This window comes from Leptotrichia hofstadii (genome assembly GCF_007990525.1).
Taxonomy (GTDB): Bacteria; Fusobacteriota; Fusobacteriia; order Fusobacteriales; family Leptotrichiaceae; genus Leptotrichia; species Leptotrichia hofstadii.
Genome location: NZ_AP019823.1, coordinates 2,055,650 through 2,073,175 on the forward strand (window position 1 = coordinate 2,055,650; position 17,526 = coordinate 2,073,175).

Sequence of the window (17,526 nt, forward strand, 5' to 3'; positions counted from 1 at the left end):
TTATCTTTTTCCTCCTTAGTTTATAAAATTACGGTCTTCTCTTTTTAGGTGGTCTTGCACCATTATGAGGTACTGGAGTTATATCAACTATTCTTGTTACTTCTAATCCAGTAGCCTGTATTGATCTTATAGAAGCTTCTCTTCCAGATCCAGGTCCTTTTATTTTGATTTCGATTTGTTTCATTCCGTTTTCGATTGCAACTTGAGCCGCTTGTTCAGCCGCTATTTGAGCTGCGAACGGAGTTCCTTTTTTAGTTCCTTTGAACCCTGAAGTTCCTCCTGATTTCCAAATTACTACTTTACCTTCTGAATCTGTTATAGTAACAACAGTATTATTGAAAGTAGAATGTATATATGCGATTCCATTAGGAATATTTTTTAATTTTTTCTTTTTTGAAGTTGCTGGTCTTTTTGCCACTTACGGTTTCCTCCTTTAACTTAATAGTTTATTATTTTTTCTTAGCAATTGCCATTCTAACTGGCCCTTTTCTAGTTCTTGCATTTGTTTTAGTTTTTTGTCCTCTTACAGGTAATCCATTTCTATGTCTTAATCCTCTGTAACTCTTAATGTCAAGCAGACGTTTGATGTTAAGTCTAATTTCTTTTCTTAACTCACCTTCAATTTTGTACTCTTCCACAGCAGCTCTTAATTTTGCTACTTGTTCTTCCGTCAAATCTTTTACTCTTGTATCTCTGTCGATACCAGTTGCTCCTAAAATTTTGTTTGAAGTGCTTCTACCAATTCCAAAAATGTAAGTCAAAGAAACTTCTACTCTTTTATTTCTTGGAATATCTACTCCTGCTATTCTAGCCAAATTTTTTCCTCCTCGTTTTGATATTTTTAATCTTCTTCAATATGCCCTCACATACATAATATAAGGAATAAGCTCTACAGCTAAACATACCTTTACAATCTTTATTTAAATATCCATAGTGTCTTTGTATCTCATTTAATCTATATATATTTTAATAAAAATGTTTTTAGGTTTATTAATCTGTTTTTTATTATCCTTGTATTTGTTTGTGTTTAGGGTTTTCGCATATTACTCTTACTTTTCCGTGACGTTTAACAATTTTACATTTGTCACAAATAGGTTTTACTGAAGCTTTTACTTTCACTAAAAACCCTCCTTCCAACTGTTATTTTTTTCTATATACAATTCTGCCTCTTGACAAGTCATACGGAGAAACTTCCACCGTAACCTTATCTCCTGGCAAAATTTTTATATAGTTCATTCTCATTTTCCCTGAGATATGTCCTAAAACTTCGTGTCCATTTTCAAGCCTTACTTGAAACATTGCATTTGGTAATGCTTCGATTATTTCACCTTCCAGCTCAAGAACATCCTGTTTTGCCATAAATAATCACCTCGGATCCTTTCTATTATAACAAAAAAATAAATAAATGTCCAGTTTTTTTGCATTTATTTTTGATATTTAATTTCACTTAAAAATCAAAAAAACAACTAACACTTTTTATTTACCTTATCATAATACAGTATTTATACTATTTTGTCAATTATTTTAAATCACTTTTTATTTTCACTTAGATAGATATTATTCTACAATATCTGAAAAATCTGAAAAAATATGCCATAATTTCAATTTTTTTGATTGTATGTTGTATACACTCTTATACCGTTGAGATGTATTTTTTTTATCAACAAAACAAAATTTACCATGTAAATATTCATTTGAATGTTTATTTTGAATATCTTGAATTAAATTAACATTTTGAGTTATATCAATTTTTTGTATAACAAATCCCCACATTATATTTTCACCATAACGTGAAGAATATTTTTGTATAATAAATCTATTGATTCCTTTCTCTACATATTGATTATTTAAATATTTTTCTCCATCAATTCTTTTGCATTCGATAAAATAATATTTAGGATATTCCGGAAAACCTGGTAACAAAACTCGAATATCGACTCTTCCATCATATTTTTCTTCTTTTTTATTCCAATTTTCAGGAACTTCAGAATCAAACCAATAGGATATTCCATAATCACTTTTTTTCTTTATTAGGTATTCTTCTATTAAAACATTTCGTATTTTATTTTCACTATTCTTTGGAAGTTTTAGTTTATTTTGTTGATAATCTTTTATAATTAACTCGCTTATCTCTAAAAGATACTTTGCTATTTGATCTACTTCTGTTTCAGAATTTGACTTTCGCAATTTTTCCAAAATTTTTTTATCTCCCAATGTTTTAATTCTCCTTTTCAATTAATATTTCATTAACTACTTTATAGCTGTCTTTTATCGCCATTGCAGAATGCCAATTTTTAGCTTCAATTGATTTTACAATGATAATAGAGTCTTCTGAAAATTCTATAATATCTTTTTTCTGATAAAAATAATCATTTTTTTGATATATCATAAATTTAGTAAGTAAGTCTATGTCATCATTAATATCATTGACAATAATATCGGATTTTTTCTCTTTAAGAGATAATTTTATTTCTAAAGCGGCAAATTTACCTTTTATATCAGGATAAATATTTATTGTATAATACACTCCACTATTTTCAAAGTGTCTATTCCAAATTTTTGAAAAGACTTTAGCGTATTCTTCTATTAACTTCTTGTTACATTTAATTTCTTTGTAAACTCCACAAAGTATTGGTATTTGTATAGATAATGCATAATCAATAAAATAATTGTCTGATAATCCATACATATCCATAACACATCGGTTTAATTCTACTCTTAACTTATCTGAATTTCCATCATTTTTTATTTGTTGTTGTATTTTTTTTACTATTTCAACAAGTTTATCACTATATCTATATGGATATTTTGCTATTTCCTCCAAAAAAATTTGTTCCCGTTCTATACCTACAGAAGAACCCAGCATCAAGTTAAAATATGAAAATAAAGAAGAATTTAATAATCCACAAAGGTTTAATAAAATATTTTCATCTTCTTTAGACCCTTTTATGCAAGTTATTGTATCTCTATAAAGAAAATCTTTTTCTGTATACACTGCTTTTATAGAATAATTTTTTGAATCTACTCCCTTTTTAAATAAAACATACGGTGCTTTATATATTTCTGGACTTCTTGGTCGGTTTATTTTTTTTTTATTAAATATTGTATATTCTTTATCATCAAGATAAAAATGATCTACTGCAGATTTAGAATTTAAAATCTTTTTTCCAATTAAATGCGAAGAATCTGCCTTACCATCATTATCTTGTAGTCCTTTTTTCATTATCAGTCCTTTTTTTAGTATTATATTCTCAATAGTATCAAAATTGATTTTCATATCATTAAGTAATTCGAAATCCCAATATCCTCCATAAACTAATATTTTCCATAAATAATCATTTTCCATAAAAAGTTTCTGTTTTACATATTTAATATCATTCGACTCAACCATAATTAAATTATATAATCTTAAAAATTTATTAGGCTTTAGACTTATGTATTCTACTTTATGATCTGTTGAACTTTGTCTACATAAAAAAGAAAATACTGCTGCCGGTGCTATTGCTTCTTTAAAAATTTGCTTCCTAACGGATGAAATTTCTAATACTTGTTCTAATTGAATATTGGTTAGCAATTCTTTTCTAAAATTTATCGAAGTATCCCCGATTTTATAAAGTATTTTTGAAGGGATTATCAAACTACATTTTGTGTTTACAGTTCCTAAATCTTTAACTTTTAATAAAAATGCTGTACAGATTTCTTTATTTGGTATAACAAATTTTCTATTTTTACAATACTCCTTATACTTCTCTTGATTCTTGATTTGTCCCCAAGGAGGATTGCCTAAAATAAATTTAAACTCTATATTTTCAATTAATTTTGTTTTCTTTTCATCAAAAAAATCTCCAAAAATAATATTATTATTTTTTAATAAAGGTAATTTAAAACCTTCTAATTTCTTTGGATCTTGATAATCAAAAAGAGTGATGTATAGTGAAAAAATTGTAACATCTATAGCCTCTTCATTATAATCTATACCATATATATTATTTTCAATCAATTTATTTAATTTGTTTTTATTTTGAAAAAAACCATTTAATTCACTATTTTTTTCTAATATTTTTTGAAGAGATTTAATCAAAAAAATTCCTGATCCACAAGAAGGATCTAATATTTTGCATTCATTTTCATTAACAAGAAATTCTTTAACTGTTCTATCTACGATGTAATCTGCTAAATATTCTGGTGTGTAATAGGCTTTATCTTTATCTTTTTTTTCTTTTCCCAACAATATTTCATAAATATTGCTTATTAATTCAATTGGAATAAAATTAAAATTATAAAAAGGAAACAAACTCAATTGTTTTGTTTTTAAATCTTGGCGAGCTGTTAAAAAATCATGTAACATAGAAAGTGCTTCTTTTGTTATCTCACTTCTTTCTTTTAGTTCATCCATTTCAAATAAATTACCATTAAATCTATTTTTTAAATATTTTATTAACTTAAAAAACTCTTCTTTATCTTTTATGATACTTAAAAATTTTTCTTGTGAATTTGTTACATTATTATTAAGTCCCATATATCCAATATTAACACCTCGATCTATTAAATATCTTATAAATAATATTCTTAACATTAATTTATTTGCAAAAGAAATTTTATATTTATTTTTCAATGATTTCGTAATATATTTTAAATTATCAATCAAAAATTCATTCAAATTTTTTTTATCAATACTTTTTTCATAAAGATTCAATGATAAACTATTTGTTATATTCCAATATGAAAATTCATTTTTTTCATCAAATTGATTTAAATCATATGAAATAATGTCCTTTAATTTGATTTTTTTATTATTCTCTAAATTCATACTTTTTCCATTATAAATTTTAATATCCTCTCCCTCATCTGAAATAATTATTGGTATCTGTGCATTCCATAATTTCCCATGAATATTTGTATGTTCACGATTATTTAAATCATTAAAAAATAATACAAGAACATTTCCATCCATAATATAGAAAGCATAAGGAGTTAATTCATGCAATATCCTTTTATTATGTCTAGATAAAGCAATACACTTATCTATATTTTCCAAAGTTTTGCCATTATTTACATAGATTAAATTTTCCGATTTACTATATCCTAATCGTTCAATTATATTATCAATAATTTTCATTCTATCACCTCCTAATTTTTCTTAATATTATAGTTTTTTTATTGTTAATTATATCATAATTTATAATTTTTGAATAGATAAAATCTTTCCTTTAGTTCTTAACACTTCTAAAAATTCTATACCCCGCATTAATTTCCAGTGTTTCACAATTTCCAAAAACTTCTTCCAGCTTTCTCTGTGTACTTTTCGCTCCGTGCTTTGTCTGAATTACACAATAAAATTCTCCATTTTTATTTAAATGCTCGAAACTTTGTTCATAAATTTGAAAAATTGTTTGCTTTCCAGCCCTAATTGGTGGATTAGACAAAATCACATCAAACTTTTCAGAAATATTATCAAACACAAAAGACTTTCTCACTTCAAAATCATCATTTTCATCCTTTACAACTTCATTTTTTAAAAGATTTTCTGTTGTAAGCTCCAATGCCCGCTCATTCACATCTGTTGAAACAGTTTTTACATTTTGAAAGAATGATTTTATAATAACTGACACAACCCCGTATCCACAGCCAATATCCAGCACTTCAAATTTTTGATTTTTTTTGTTCATATTTTCTCTCAAAAAAACTTTTAACATAACATCTGTCCCAAAATCCACCTTTGTCTTTGAAAATACTCCGTTATCTGTCACAAATTCAAAATTTTTATTTTCTATTTCATATTTTATTATTTTTCTATCCGACTTTACTTCCTGCTTTTCTGAAAAATAATGGCTCATTACCAGTTTCCTCCTAATTTTTCTATTTTTTATTTTAAGTTTATTTTATCACTGAATTTCAATTATTCATAATACTCCCCTGCTGTATTATCAAAATCACTTTTACCTTTCAATACTTTTACTATATCCAAGAATAAATCTGTAAGCGATGAATCAGTATACTGTACATTTTCTCTTATATATCTTATTTTTGTAACGCCATTTTTAATTTCATATACTCTTATTGGCTTATAATAAGCATATCTATCAGTTATGTAAATTCTTGTTGTCTTTTTTTCATCTCCAACCAACTTCAAATAATTTTTAACTTGTTTAACCAGACTGTTTAATCCTTCGCCGTTAACTGAATATCTTACTGAAATATCAATCACCTGATCAATTTCACCAGAAAATTCCTTTACATCAAAATCATCATCATACTGTTTTGGTTTTTTAAATTCTGTAATACTTACCGAATCTATCATAGGTAATTTTTTTATTATTTTTTCCATCTCTTCCTTATCTTTTATCTTGGAAAAATATGAACTATATACAATATTACGTGGTTCCCAGTAATAAATTGTCATAAAATTGACAAACTTTACAGATTGAAAAAATATTAATATCATAAAAAAGATAGATTTCCACTTTCTTCTTTTTATTTCCTGAAAAATTAGTATTGCCATCTGCACTGCTAACAATAAAATCAAATAAGTGATAACAGCTATATTAAATCTTTTATTCAAATCCCTATAACTCGAATATTTTATAAAAAACATCGTAAAACCGGCAATAAAACTTGTTATGTACTTATTGCCTTCCATTTTTATGTCATCTACGAAAATTAGAAAAAATAGCCCTGTAATAATTACCAGCAGATATATTCCTGTAAGTTTTCCCGATTCCCCATTATTCAGCAACATAAATAGTTTTCCCATTAATAGCAAATATACCAAGTACCAGTTTGAAATACTTATTTTATTCATTATGAAATTCTCCCATTTTCTTTATTTTTACTATTATAACATATTTTTCACAGTTACATATCCATTTTTTGTCTTACAAATATTTTTTTCAAAATTATTGCATATACAAAACTTCTTGCATTCTTATAAATTTTTTTATATAATAAACTTAACACAAAGCTTTTAATTTAAAATTTTGTGTATAAATAAAAATAAAATTTTATGGAGGTTTTGAAATGATTAAAAAACTTGTTGAAATAGAAGGACTGCACTGTGAAAATTGTGCTAAAAAAGTGGAAGACGCTTTATATGGACTGCCAGAAGTGGAAAATGTGGAAGTAAATCTTTCTGATAAAAATGCAAAAGTTACTTTAAATGAAGAAGTTGACGATTTGCTGATAGCGGATGTGGTAAATTCTGCCGGACATTATAAAGTGAAGGATGTTACAGAAATTTCTTAATCTTTTTTATTAACTATTTATTTACAAAAAATTAAAAAAATTATTTTAAATTGAGTTGATTTTTTTATTATAAAATGTTATAATAATGATGTAAAAGAATAAAAATTCTCATTGTAGTGTTACAAATCAAAAGAGAGCCAACCCCCAAAGTAAGCTCTCTTTTTTAGTTATTTCCAAAATTCTTGACGTTCTCATCGTAATGCACCTCCTTTCTCAAGGATTGCTAAAATTATATCATTTTTTGAAATATTTGTATATCTATTTTTTAATTTTTTTAATAAATTACAAATTTTTATAAAATAAAAAAGATGATATTGAACAATTTTACTGCTCTTTATCATCTTCCAACATTTTCTATTTAATTATTTCAAAAGCTATCATCGGTAAATACATCATCAGAAATGAAACTATCCAATAACACATTGTTTTCAGCCAGCTTATCTGAAATTTTCCTTCTAAAACATTTTGAGATTTTAATTCGTCTTCTAATATTTTTAAATTATTTGCCAATTTTCTTTTTTGATATTTGCTTACCATAGGGAAGATTAAAAAATCTTCTTCGTCAGTTGATATTGAGATTGCTTTTTCAAGCCCCAAAAAACTATGTATTTTATATTTTTTTATTCTTATATCTTGTGCATTTAATGTGAAATTCCCATTTTCCAGCATCAATTTGCTCTTACAAAAAAATATGAACCAAAGCATAACAGCTATAGAAATTCCTGCTCCCATAAGCGTAAATGAAGTAGCAAGTTTTTCTGAATCTTTAGAAATTGCCATAACAGAACCCACAATTCCATAAATCACTGCAACTATTGCTGTGGCAATCATTAAGTTAGTTTTATCGTCATTTATTTTAATTCCTTTAATTAATATTGAATTTTTATTTTCCACTTTTTTTATTTCTCCTGCCTTTAATTTAGGTTTTTATTCCCTTATTTGACCTTCTCCCCTAATCACATATTTCGTCGTAGTCAGCTCTCTTATTCCCATAGGCCCACGAGCATGCAGTTTTTGTGTAGAAATTCCAATTTCTCCACCGAATCCAAATTCCCCTCCATCAGAAAATCTTGTAGAAGCATTTAAATAAACGTTTGCTGAATCTACTTCGTTTAGGAATTTTTCAGCATTTTCTATAGATTTGGTCAAGATTGAGTCGGAATGGTGCGTTCCATGATTATTTATGTATTCAATTGCTTCATCTATGTTTTTAACTAATTTTAGTGACATTATTAAATCCAAGTATTCAGCTCCAAAATCTTCTTCTGTTGCCAATTTTACATCTTTTCTGTTTCCAACAATTTCTAATGCTTCTTTGCTGTACCTTAGCTCTACACCATCTTTTAAAAGCATTTCTGTTAATTCTGGCAAGATTGCTTTTGCGATATTTTCATGAATAAGTGTTGTTTCGATGGCATTACATACGCTTGGGCGTTGGACTTTGGCATTTTCGATGATTGGTAATGCCTGCTTTATGTCAGCTGTTTCGTCTACAAAGATGTGACAGATTCCTGCACCTGTTTCTATCATTGGAATTGTTGCGTTTTCTATGATAAATCTTTTTAACCCTTTTCCTCCTCTCGGGATAATTACATCAATATACTTATCTGCACGAATTAAGTCCTTCACAAGTTCCCTTTCTGGCTTTTCTACAAGCTGAACTGTATTTTTTGGCAATCCGTGAGCATCTGCAACTCTATTTAATAAATTATTCAAATAAATATTTGAATTTAGGGCATCTTCTGACCCACGTAAAATTATCGCATTTGAAGATTTTATTGCAAGTCCTGCCGCATCTACTGTAACGTTTGGGCGGGATTCATAAATCATTCCGATTACTCCAAGCGGAACTCTCTTTTTTACAATACTCATTCCATTTTTATGATTCCATCCTGTAATGACTTCTCCAATTGGATCTGGAAACATAGCCATTTCACGTAAACTTTGAGCCATTCCTTCAATTCTGCTGTCTGTAAGCTCCATTCTATCCAGCAAGGAAAATGCCATTCCATTTTTCTTACCATTTTCCATATCTATTTTGTTCGCAGCCTTTATTTCTTCTTTTTTATTTATCAATTCATCTGCAATTGCAAACAATACATCATTTTTTGTTTTTGTTCCAATTTTCAAAAGTTCCCTTGAAGCGGCTTTTGCTTTTTTCCCAAGTTCTTCTATATAATTCATACTTCCCTCATTTCTTAATTTATCTAATTTCTAAAAAAGATTTCCAGCTTTTCTATTCCCATCCTTCATCTTTTTTATTTTTCTACGTTCTATAAATATAGCTATTATAAACATAACTGCAAAAATAGTTAAAAACAGCCAGTAAATTACCAGATATCTTTTAGCCCAGCCAATATTAAAAATATCTTCACTCTTCACTTACTTCTCCCCTTCATTTTTTCACTCATTCGCTCCGAAAGTATTAATTATTGTTTCTAATAAATTTGTATTATGAATCAACGCTTTGTCTGACAAATGCAATATTTTATTTCCAGTTTTGTCTGTTATATTTATTCTTCCAGCCATTGTGCTTATATTGTAGTCATTCCAGTTATAAACTTCATTATCCAGAGCCAAGGCTTCTCTTGTAACCTTTATTTTCAATGCTTGTTCCAATTTTTTAGCTATATACTTTTTAGGAGCCAACGCCATTACAGATTTTTTTGGATTATTAAATAAAAATTCAACTGGTTCACCTTTTTCAATTTTTCTCATAGCTTCTGGGTAGTTAATTTTCACAAAATCTTGCTGAAACAAGTCAAAGGCATTAGATGGATAACCTGCCGCCGCTATATTTTTCCAAGTTCCATTATTATCTTTATACCATATTCCCAAAAATGTATTTGGTCTCATTATATTTGGAATAAAAAAATATTCCAAATTTTCATAAAGAATTTTTTCATTTTTTCCAATAGCAAATCCATCTTCATAAAAAGATATTTTTTCATATTTCCTTATTATAAAATATGGCAAAATATAAGCAAATATTATTAAAAACAAGCCTATTAATGTTATTGCTATTATAGCGCCTAGAAGTTTCCCTCTTTCAGCGGCATCAGACAGATTTTTCACAAAAAGTTTTATAAATACTATCAAAAAAAGGTTAAATAGCAAAAAATTTGCCAATGTAAGTATTTTAAGATAAAGTTTCATTCCTACTATTTTTTTGGGTTGTTCGTAACTCATAAATCGTCCCGCTTTCTATTTTATTAAAATTTTTTGATACTTGTGTACTAAACACTTTAAATAAAATTTCTCTCAAACAGCAAAATTAAATTTATTATTTTTATTTTCTAATAACCACATTATCAATATGAATCACAGCGTCATCATATTTGTAGCCCAATATTTCCTCTATATTTTCACTTTTTACGCCTTTTATAAGATTTATTTCCTCTGATGAATAATTTGAAATTCCAGTTGCGATAACTTTTCCTTCCAAATCTTCTATTTCGATAACTGCCCCTTTATCAAAATTTCCTTCAATAGATTTTATTCCCACAGGCAATAGGCTATTTCCATTTTTTAATGCTGCTTTTGCACCATTGTCAATTGTTAACGAACCTTCCTTATTAGGCCCGTATGCAAGCCAGTATTTTCTCAAGCTGATTTTTTTATTTTTTTTCACAAAAAGTGTTCCTATATTTTCTTTTTCAACTATTCTAGTTATATTTTTTGGATCATCTCCACTGGCAATTACAAGGCTTGTCCCAATTTTTGTTACCATTTCCGCAGCGATAATTTTTGTTATCATTCCACCAGTTCCAAATTTTGAGCCTTCTGCACCTGCCATCTGCTTTATATCTTCATTAATATCCCCAACCATATGGATTAAGTTCGCATCCTCATATTTTCTAGGATTTTTATTATAAAGTCCATCAATATCCGATAAAATTATAAGTAAGTCAGCATCAATCAATCCAGAAACAAGCGCTGACATTGTATCATTGTCCCCAACTTTTATTTTTAATGCATTAGACACAATTGCATCATTTTCATTTATAATTGGTATAATTTTTCTTTTCAAAAAAGCATTGCAGACATTTCTCATATTCAAGTATCTTTTTCTATTGGAAAATTCCTCTTTTGTCAACAACAATTGTCCAATTATCTTGTTATGCTCTTTAAAAAGAGTTTGATAAATTTGCATAAGTGAAACTTGCCCAACTGCTGACAGCATCTGCTTTTCCGCTAAAGTTTTAGGCTTTTCACTTATATTAAGAAGTCCCATTCCAGCTCCAACTGCGCCAGAAGTTACAAGTATTACATCATATCCTTTATCCTGTAAATTACTCAGTTCCAGCACAATTTTCTTTATCTTTTCAATATCTAGATGGCCATCCTCTGTTGTAAGTGTAGAAGTTCCAACTTTCACAACTATCCTCTGCATATTGTCTAAAATTTCTTCTCTTGTATTACTATTTCTCATTTTTTCCATATTCTCCTGTTTAAACATTTCTATGTAGCTCATTTTTTAACGTAAGGGCATTAACCATGCCCTTACAACCTTAAACTATTTTTTCAATTTGTTACAAAGACTTGTATTCAGGCAAGTATATCCTCCTGCAACTGCTCCTGCTCCCAATGCCACTGCCGTACAAGAACTCAAACTCATCATTAACGCAATTACTGCTCCTATAATTTTAATTTTTCTCATTTTTCTTACCTCCAATTTTGGTTTTTTCCTAAAAATAACCTAGAAAGGTTCATATTATTTTAACATTTATTCCTTTACAACAATAGATAATTTCAATATTTTTATCTTAACTTTTCCGTATCCAGACAGAAATTTTTTCACTTTCAACTTTAAAGTTAGCATTTCCTTCCTCATCTATTACAATGTCTTCATATCCACTACCTGTAACTTCCTGCCAAATTTGGCCAGCTCGCTCTTTTCCAATCTCAATCTGTATTTCCTCTTCCTCTTCAGAATTTGAAAGTACGGCTACGCAGCCCGTCCACTCATCTCTTCCTGTTCTTTGAATTGCAATTACATTTGGATTATCCAGATGATTTATTTGTTCTCCATAAGCATGTATTCTCCGTACTTCCAGAAGTTTGTCAATTATCCATTGATGTGGACTTTTTTCTCCTCCCATTCCATAGTAATCGCCATAAAATAGGCATGGATAACCATCTTTTGATAATAATATTATAGCATATGAATGGGGAATAAACCAGTCTTCCACTTGTGATTCTAAAGCACTTCCTTTTTGAGAATCGTGATTATCCACAAATGTTACCGCTGCCATCGGATTTGTTGCCACTATCGTATGTTCAAAAATTTCTCTTAAATCATAATCCTTTTTCTTTTTAGATGCATCATACATATTAAAATGAAGCCCAACATCGAATAGATCAGTCTTATACCCAACATTATCCAGATATTCCTTCAACTTTTCCAAATCATTTCGCCAGTATTCTCCAACAGAATAAAATTCTTCGCCGTAAGCTGCTCTTACTTGTGTCAAAAATTCAGCTATAAACTCATCTTTTATATGTTTTACAGCATCCATTCTGAATCCATCAATTTTTAATTCATTTACAACCCATTTACCCCATCGGATTACTTCTTCACGCACTTCAGGATGTGAAAAGTCAATATCGGCATTCATCAAATAGTCATAATTTCCAAGTTCAGAGTCAACTCCCTCATCCCAGTCCTTATTTTCACCAACAATTTTATAAATTGCTGTTTTACCAGTTTTGTTATCAAAATCCACACCATCAAAAAGATTATAATTCCACTTGAATGCAGAATATTTATCATTTCTTCCAGGAAAAGTAAACTTTGTCCAGCCTTCTATTTCAAAAGGCTCGGTTATTTCCACAGTTCTGTCTTCAGGGTCAACTTCTATCGCCAAAAAATTCTCTGTTTCATCAGCTCCGCCCTTATGATTCAAAACAGCGTCCAAATACACATTTATATTGTATTTATGAAGTTCTTCTATCGCTTCAATCAGTTCCTGCTTTGTCCCGTATTTCGTTCTGACAGTTCCTTTCTGGTCAAATTCACCTAAGTCCCATAAATCATAGGCACCATATCCCACATCAAATTGTGAAGTTCCTTTATATGCTGGCGGAATCCACACTCCACTTACACCAATTTCACTTAGATGTTTTGCATCATCCTTTAATCTTTGCCAATGTTTCCCATCATTCGGCAAATTCCACTCAAAGTACTGTATCATTACTCCGTTTTCCATAATTTCCTCCTTTTTACAATATTTTATTTATTTTAATGTTATTCCATTTTCAGTTATAAATTTAACAACTTCTTTCAAATCCTCTTGTGTATCCACTCCTATTACCTGCGACTTAGTTTCTAAAACTTTTATTTTATATCCATTTTCAATAAATCTAAGCTGTTCAAGCGATTCTATCTTTTCCAAAACACCTTCCTTTAAATTTTTCAGTTCATTTAAAAATTTCGCTGTATATCCATAAATTCCAACATGTTTAAAATATTTAATATTTTGGCTGTTATTCTTATCACGCTCATAAGGAATTACTGAACGGCTAAAATAAATGGCGTTATCATTAAAGTCTGTAATAACTTTTACATGATTTGGATTTTCAATTTCATTTTGAAATTTCATTTCCTGCTTTAATGTAACAATTTCTGATTTTTCATTTCTGTAATTATTTGCTAAAATATTTATTGACTCAATGTCAATTAACGGCTCATCTCCCTGAATATTTATAATAAAATCATAATTTTTATACTCACTTTTGTTTATAACTTCTATTATTCTGGAAGTTCCATTCTGATGATTTTCAGCTGTCATAACCACATTTCCTCCAAACTTTTCTACAGCCTCAAAAATTCTCTCATCATCTGTAGCCACAACAATCTCGTCAATATCCGCATTTTTTGCTCTTTTGTAAACCCATTCAATCATAGTATGCCCGCAAATATCCTTGAGTGGTTTCCCCTCAAACCTGCTGGACGCATATCTTGCTGGTATCACTCCCAATATTTTCATAAATATGTTTCTCCTTTTTTCAATAATTTTATAAAATCGTAGTAATACTCTTTTAAAACTAAACTTAAAACTATACTTTTTTAGCATTAAATTTATTCAATTTTTATTAGTTCAATTTTAAATAAGTTTAAATATATTTTACCATATTTTTATTTAAATTACATTATATTTATCAGATAAACAAAAAAAGAGCCATTTAATTTTCTAAACAGCTCAATTTTACTTTACTTTTTTTTATGCAAGTCCAAATGTAATAAATCTCAAAATACGTCTAAACAGCGATAACTGCTTATAATCATTCTGTGCCACAATATCAACAGTTCCTACAACCTTGTTGTCATCCGACAGCACTTCAAGCTTACCTATTACATCTCCTTTTGAAATTCCTTCTTTTTCAGCCGTAACCTGTAAATCCTTAACTTCAAATTTATAATTTGTATTGTCAAGCTGGTAGACATTTGTTGATAAAACACCTTTTATTTCCTTCTGTTCAGCATTTTTAATCTTAAATTTGCCTCCTATTTCCTGTCCTGCCTTGTAAACTGGTATCATTCGTTTTTCCAGCTGTGTAAATTCCTGCTCCTGATCTTCCGTTCTGGCATCATCACTTTTATTTCCCAATGTAACTGAAATAATTTCAAGATTTCCTATTTTACTTGACACTATCATATTATATCCCGCCTGCGCATGAAATCCTGTCTTCAGCCCATAAATTCCGAACTGGTCTAAAAGATGATTCCTATTACTATAAACAACATCTTCTCCTTCTGAATTTTGCAGCACCAATTCCGATTCCTTCATCCATGCACGCAATCTTTCATCTCTTATAGCCCTTTTTCCAAGCAAATACATGTCGTATGCAGTCGAAATATCCATATTCTTATTTGTCATTGAAGATGGCAAGCCTGCTGGCGTATAGTAACGCGTGTCATTCATTCCCAGCTCTTTAGCCTTGTCATTCATTAATTGTACAAAATTATCAATATTTCCTTTTCCAATATGGTGTGCCACTAGGTATGCCGCATTGTTTGCTGAATAAATAATTTCTGCACGAAGCAAATCTCTTAATGTGTAGCAATCTCCAGCCTTTGCATTTAGCCAGCTTCCGCCCATGTTGACAAATTCAGGTGTAAAGCATATTTTATCGTCCAGCTTTGCATTTCCCCTGTCAACCTGCTCCAAAGCCACCAGAATGTTCATAACTTTTGTAAGTGAAGCTATTGGATGTTTTTGCCTTGACATTTTTTCCTTCAGTATTTTTCCATCTGTAGTGGCAATGAATTTTATAACTTCCCCATAATAATGTGAAGCTCCCTCGTGTTCATGCTCTATTGCCTTTACAAGTTTCCTTTTATGCTCTGCTTTCCCTGAGGTACCATTTTTTACTGAATTGATTTTGTCCTTCCCTTTTTCAGATTTGCTTTTCCATCTAGAGGAGTGATTTTGACTGTCTTCAGTATATTCGCTGGATTCCTCGTGTTTAGAATCCCATCTTTTTTTTCCATGTCTGGAACGCTTTGAATATCCTCTTCTTGTTGCCTGCTCTATTTCGCTGTAACCATCGGCTTCCTTTCCCACGGAACCTTTACTTTTCTCCTCTTTGACAGCTACACTTCCCTCTTTAGGCGAATCTTGTTCCCCTTCTGCATAAGCAAGAGCTGTAAATAACGCCAGTACTCCAAAAATCAAAACTCTTTTTACCTTTTTAACCATTCTTTTCCTTTCTGTATTTATTTATACTAAAGTCTATTTATTAATTCCATTTTTCTTTAAATTATCTAGATTGTATTTACAGTAGTCCCTGATTTCACATATTTCACACTTGGGCTTTCTGGCGATACATTTGTCCCGTCCATGCAAAATCATATAATGGGAATACACAAACCAGTCTCTTTTCGGCACAAATTTCATAAGTTCCCGCTCAATAATCTCCGGATTGTCATTTTGCACAAGCCCTATACGGTTAGATAGTCTCTTGACATGCGTATCGACAACAATTCCTTCACGAATATTCCAAAGTTCCCCAAGAACAACATTCGCAGTTTTACGTCCAACACCTGGCAGTTCTACAAGCTTTTCCAAATCCTTCGGAATCACGTCATTATATTTTTCAAGCATCATTTCAGCATTTAGCTTTATATTTTTTGCCTTATTCTTGTAAAAACCTGTTGATTTTATATATTTTTCAAGTATTCCCAAATCCATTTTCCTGATGTCTTCAGGCTTTCTTACAACTTTAAAAAGCTCCTTTGTAACAATATTTACACGCGCATCCGTACATTGGGCTGACAGGATTACTGCAACCATCAGCTGATAGGGCGTTTCAAATTCCAAGGCAGCCTTTGGATTGCCAAATTTTTCTTTTAATATCGGAAATATTTTTTTCAATCTTTCCTTTTTTGTCATTTTCTCTCTCCAAAAATTTTCATAATTACATTAAAATTACTTAATATTCCTTATTCCTTCTAAAATAAGAAAATGTACCGGATAAAACAAATAAAAAAAGTATTTCATACTTCTTCCCTTTTTCCCATTATACATAAAAATAAATATAAGCGAAACTATTGAAAAGAACTGCGTTTCTGTCAGCTTAAAGACATCTGGAAAGAACAGATTTAGAATATTTAATATAAGAAAATTCATTGATATGTGAAATTTGCTAGTCCTAAAGATATTAAAATTCATAATTAGCAAAATTCCGTATGCTCCATAATCCATTTCAAGCCATTGTGCAGCAATTAATATGAAACCAGTCAGAATAATTTTTATTATCCATAAAAATGTCTGATTTTTTATGTATTTTTTCTTAAAATTGAGGATATGGATTGCCAAAAGCCCTAAAAACAATGTAAAAAATATATTCATAGGATACTTGTAGCCAAATATGACAGACGGTATCTGCATACCTGCCGCAAAAATAAAAAGTCTAAGTAAATATTTTTTTAAATTTCGCGTATGTACATACCCTTCACTTAGCGTAAATGCAAATATTGGAAAAGCAATTCTCCCAACAATATTTAAAATCAGGCTTCCACCAACCACATAATGGTAATGATCCATAAACATCGCTGCTATACCAATTATTTTTAAAACAAATAAACTCAACTCTTCTCCTAAATTCAATTATCTGTACTCAATTCCCACTCACAGTAATTTCCAAAATTTATTTTTATTTTTTTAACTTAAAAATCCTCTGAACTCAGATATTTTTATATAAAAAAACATTTTTTCTTATGATAAATTCCGATATTCAAAGAAATTTTCAAAAAAACTATTATATTTAATAATATCATTT

At 29.4% G+C, this 17,526-nt stretch carries 20 protein-coding genes; 1 reads left to right on the forward strand and 19 read right to left on the reverse strand.

The window, feature by feature from the left end; all coding sequences use genetic code 11:
• Nucleotides 1-28 precede the first annotated feature (28 nt).
• From rpsK to FVE77_RS09835, 8 genes are all read right to left on the reverse strand, one after another.
• Complete coding sequence (rpsK, locus tag FVE77_RS09800) at nt 29-418, reverse strand: 30S ribosomal protein S11 (RefSeq protein WP_015770205.1); 390 nt, start codon at nt 416-418, stop codon at nt 29-31.
• A gap of 31 nt (nt 419-449) precedes the next feature.
• Nucleotides 450-815, reverse strand: coding sequence for a 30S ribosomal protein S13 (rpsM, locus tag FVE77_RS09805; protein ID WP_006805850.1), 366 nt, complete (start codon nt 813-815; stop codon nt 450-452).
• Nucleotides 816-1,005: 190 nt separating this feature from the next.
• A complete protein-coding gene (rpmJ, locus tag FVE77_RS09810; RefSeq protein ID WP_015770204.1) occupies nt 1,006-1,119 on the reverse strand; it encodes a 50S ribosomal protein L36 in 114 nt (37 codons plus the stop codon).
• Nucleotides 1,120-1,140: 21 nt separating this feature from the next.
• Complete coding sequence (gene infA, locus FVE77_RS09815) at nt 1,141-1,359, reverse strand: translation initiation factor IF-1 (RefSeq protein WP_006805851.1); 219 nt, start codon at nt 1,357-1,359, stop codon at nt 1,141-1,143.
• A gap of 198 nt (nt 1,360-1,557) precedes the next feature.
• Nucleotides 1,558-2,214 carry a hypothetical protein gene (locus FVE77_RS09820; RefSeq protein ID WP_026746886.1) on the reverse strand — a complete coding sequence of 219 codons (657 nt, stop codon included), beginning with the start codon at nt 2,212-2,214 and terminating at the stop codon, nt 1,558-1,560.
• 4 nt (nt 2,215-2,218) lie between these two features.
• Nucleotides 2,219-4,648: an HsdM family class I SAM-dependent methyltransferase gene (locus tag FVE77_RS09825; RefSeq protein ID WP_162141771.1), complete on the reverse strand. Its 2,430-nt coding sequence runs from the start codon at nt 4,646-4,648 to the stop codon at nt 2,219-2,221.
• 562 nt (nt 4,649-5,210) lie between these two features.
• Nucleotides 5,211-5,837, reverse strand: a complete 627-nt coding sequence (locus tag FVE77_RS09830; protein ID WP_026746884.1) for a class I SAM-dependent methyltransferase — start codon at nt 5,835-5,837, stop codon at nt 5,211-5,213.
• 62 nt (nt 5,838-5,899) lie between these two features.
• Nucleotides 5,900-6,802 carry a hypothetical protein gene (locus FVE77_RS09835; protein ID WP_146967924.1) on the reverse strand — a complete coding sequence of 301 codons (903 nt, stop codon included), beginning with the start codon at nt 6,800-6,802 and terminating at the stop codon, nt 5,900-5,902.
• Between the two features lie 215 nt (nt 6,803-7,017).
• Here FVE77_RS09835 and FVE77_RS09840 point away from each other — a divergent pair, with 215 nt between their 5' ends.
• Nucleotides 7,018-7,242 (forward strand): heavy-metal-associated domain-containing protein, encoded by a 225-nt coding sequence (locus tag FVE77_RS09840; protein ID WP_026746882.1) that lies wholly within the window; start codon nt 7,018-7,020, stop codon nt 7,240-7,242.
• A gap of 354 nt (nt 7,243-7,596) precedes the next feature.
• Here FVE77_RS09840 and FVE77_RS09845 read toward each other — a convergent pair whose 3' ends face one another.
• The 11 genes from FVE77_RS09845 to FVE77_RS09885 all read right to left on the reverse strand — a co-directional run bounded on the left by FVE77_RS09845 (nt 7,597) and on the right by FVE77_RS09885 (nt 17,336).
• A complete protein-coding gene (locus FVE77_RS09845; RefSeq protein ID WP_026746881.1) occupies nt 7,597-8,136 on the reverse strand; it encodes a hypothetical protein in 540 nt (179 codons plus the stop codon).
• Between the two features lie 33 nt (nt 8,137-8,169).
• Nucleotides 8,170-9,426, reverse strand: coding sequence for a glutamate-5-semialdehyde dehydrogenase (locus FVE77_RS09850; protein ID WP_026746880.1), 1,257 nt, complete (start codon nt 9,424-9,426; stop codon nt 8,170-8,172).
• 30 nt (nt 9,427-9,456) lie between these two features.
• Nucleotides 9,457-9,624, reverse strand: a complete 168-nt coding sequence (locus tag FVE77_RS12505; RefSeq protein WP_154669762.1) for a hypothetical protein — start codon at nt 9,622-9,624, stop codon at nt 9,457-9,459.
• A gap of 21 nt (nt 9,625-9,645) precedes the next feature.
• The gene (locus tag FVE77_RS09855; protein WP_026746879.1) at nt 9,646-10,431 is read right to left on the reverse strand and encodes a hypothetical protein; all 786 of its coding nucleotides are present in this window, start codon (nt 10,429-10,431) and stop codon (nt 9,646-9,648) included.
• 100 nt (nt 10,432-10,531) lie between these two features.
• Nucleotides 10,532-11,674, reverse strand: coding sequence for a glutamate 5-kinase (gene proB / locus FVE77_RS09860; protein WP_026746878.1), 1,143 nt, complete (start codon nt 11,672-11,674; stop codon nt 10,532-10,534).
• An 84-nt stretch (nt 11,675-11,758) separates the two neighbouring features.
• On the reverse strand, nt 11,759-11,902 hold the full coding sequence (locus FVE77_RS12695) for a hypothetical protein (protein WP_006805862.1): 144 nt from the start codon (nt 11,900-11,902) through the stop codon (nt 11,759-11,761).
• A 106-nt stretch (nt 11,903-12,008) separates the two neighbouring features.
• Entirely contained in the window at nt 12,009-13,451 is a 1,443-nt protein-coding gene (locus tag FVE77_RS09865) for an alpha-amylase (protein ID WP_026746877.1), read from the reverse strand.
• Between the two features lie 27 nt (nt 13,452-13,478).
• Nucleotides 13,479-14,231, reverse strand: a complete 753-nt coding sequence (kdsB, locus tag FVE77_RS09870; protein WP_026746876.1) for a 3-deoxy-manno-octulosonate cytidylyltransferase — start codon at nt 14,229-14,231, stop codon at nt 13,479-13,481.
• 234 nt (nt 14,232-14,465) lie between these two features.
• Nucleotides 14,466-15,944: a D-alanyl-D-alanine carboxypeptidase family protein gene (locus tag FVE77_RS09875; protein ID WP_026746875.1), complete on the reverse strand. Its 1,479-nt coding sequence runs from the start codon at nt 15,942-15,944 to the stop codon at nt 14,466-14,468.
• Between the two features lie 33 nt (nt 15,945-15,977).
• Entirely contained in the window at nt 15,978-16,637 is a 660-nt protein-coding gene (gene nth / locus FVE77_RS09880; protein WP_026746874.1) for an endonuclease III, read from the reverse strand.
• 36 nt (nt 16,638-16,673) lie between these two features.
• Nucleotides 16,674-17,336, reverse strand: coding sequence for a TraX family protein (locus FVE77_RS09885; RefSeq protein ID WP_026746873.1), 663 nt, complete (start codon nt 17,334-17,336; stop codon nt 16,674-16,676).
• Nucleotides 17,337-17,526 lie beyond the last annotated feature (190 nt).

Coding starts and splice junctions, on each gene's coding strand:
- FVE77_RS09875 (WP_026746875.1), bottom strand. CDS start 15,944: ATGGTTAAAAAGGTAAAAAGAGTTTTGATTTTTGGAGTACTGGCGTTA.
- kdsB (WP_026746876.1), bottom strand. CDS start 14,231: ATGAAAATATTGGGAGTGATACCAGCAAGATATGCGTCCAGCAGGTTT.
- nth (WP_026746874.1), bottom strand. CDS start 16,637: ATGACAAAAAAGGAAAGATTGAAAAAAATATTTCCGATATTAAAAGAA.
- infA (WP_006805851.1), bottom strand. CDS start 1,359: ATGGCAAAACAGGATGTTCTTGAGCTGGAAGGTGAAATAATCGAAGCA.
- FVE77_RS09835 (WP_146967924.1), bottom strand. CDS start 6,802: ATGAATAAAATAAGTATTTCAAACTGGTACTTGGTATATTTGCTATTA.
- FVE77_RS09855 (WP_026746879.1), bottom strand. CDS start 10,431: ATGAGTTACGAACAACCCAAAAAAATAGTAGGAATGAAACTTTATCTT.
- proB (WP_026746878.1), bottom strand. CDS start 11,674: ATGAGAAATAGTAATACAAGAGAAGAAATTTTAGACAATATGCAGAGG.
- FVE77_RS09840 (WP_026746882.1), top strand. CDS start 7,018: ATGATTAAAAAACTTGTTGAAATAGAAGGACTGCACTGTGAAAATTGT.
- FVE77_RS12695 (WP_006805862.1), bottom strand. CDS start 11,902: ATGAGAAAAATTAAAATTATAGGAGCAGTAATTGCGTTAATGATGAGT.
- FVE77_RS09865 (WP_026746877.1), bottom strand. CDS start 13,451: ATGGAAAACGGAGTAATGATACAGTACTTTGAGTGGAATTTGCCGAAT.
- FVE77_RS09850 (WP_026746880.1), bottom strand. CDS start 9,426: ATGAATTATATAGAAGAACTTGGGAAAAAAGCAAAAGCCGCTTCAAGG.
- FVE77_RS09830 (WP_026746884.1), bottom strand. CDS start 5,837: ATGAGCCATTATTTTTCAGAAAAGCAGGAAGTAAAGTCGGATAGAAAA.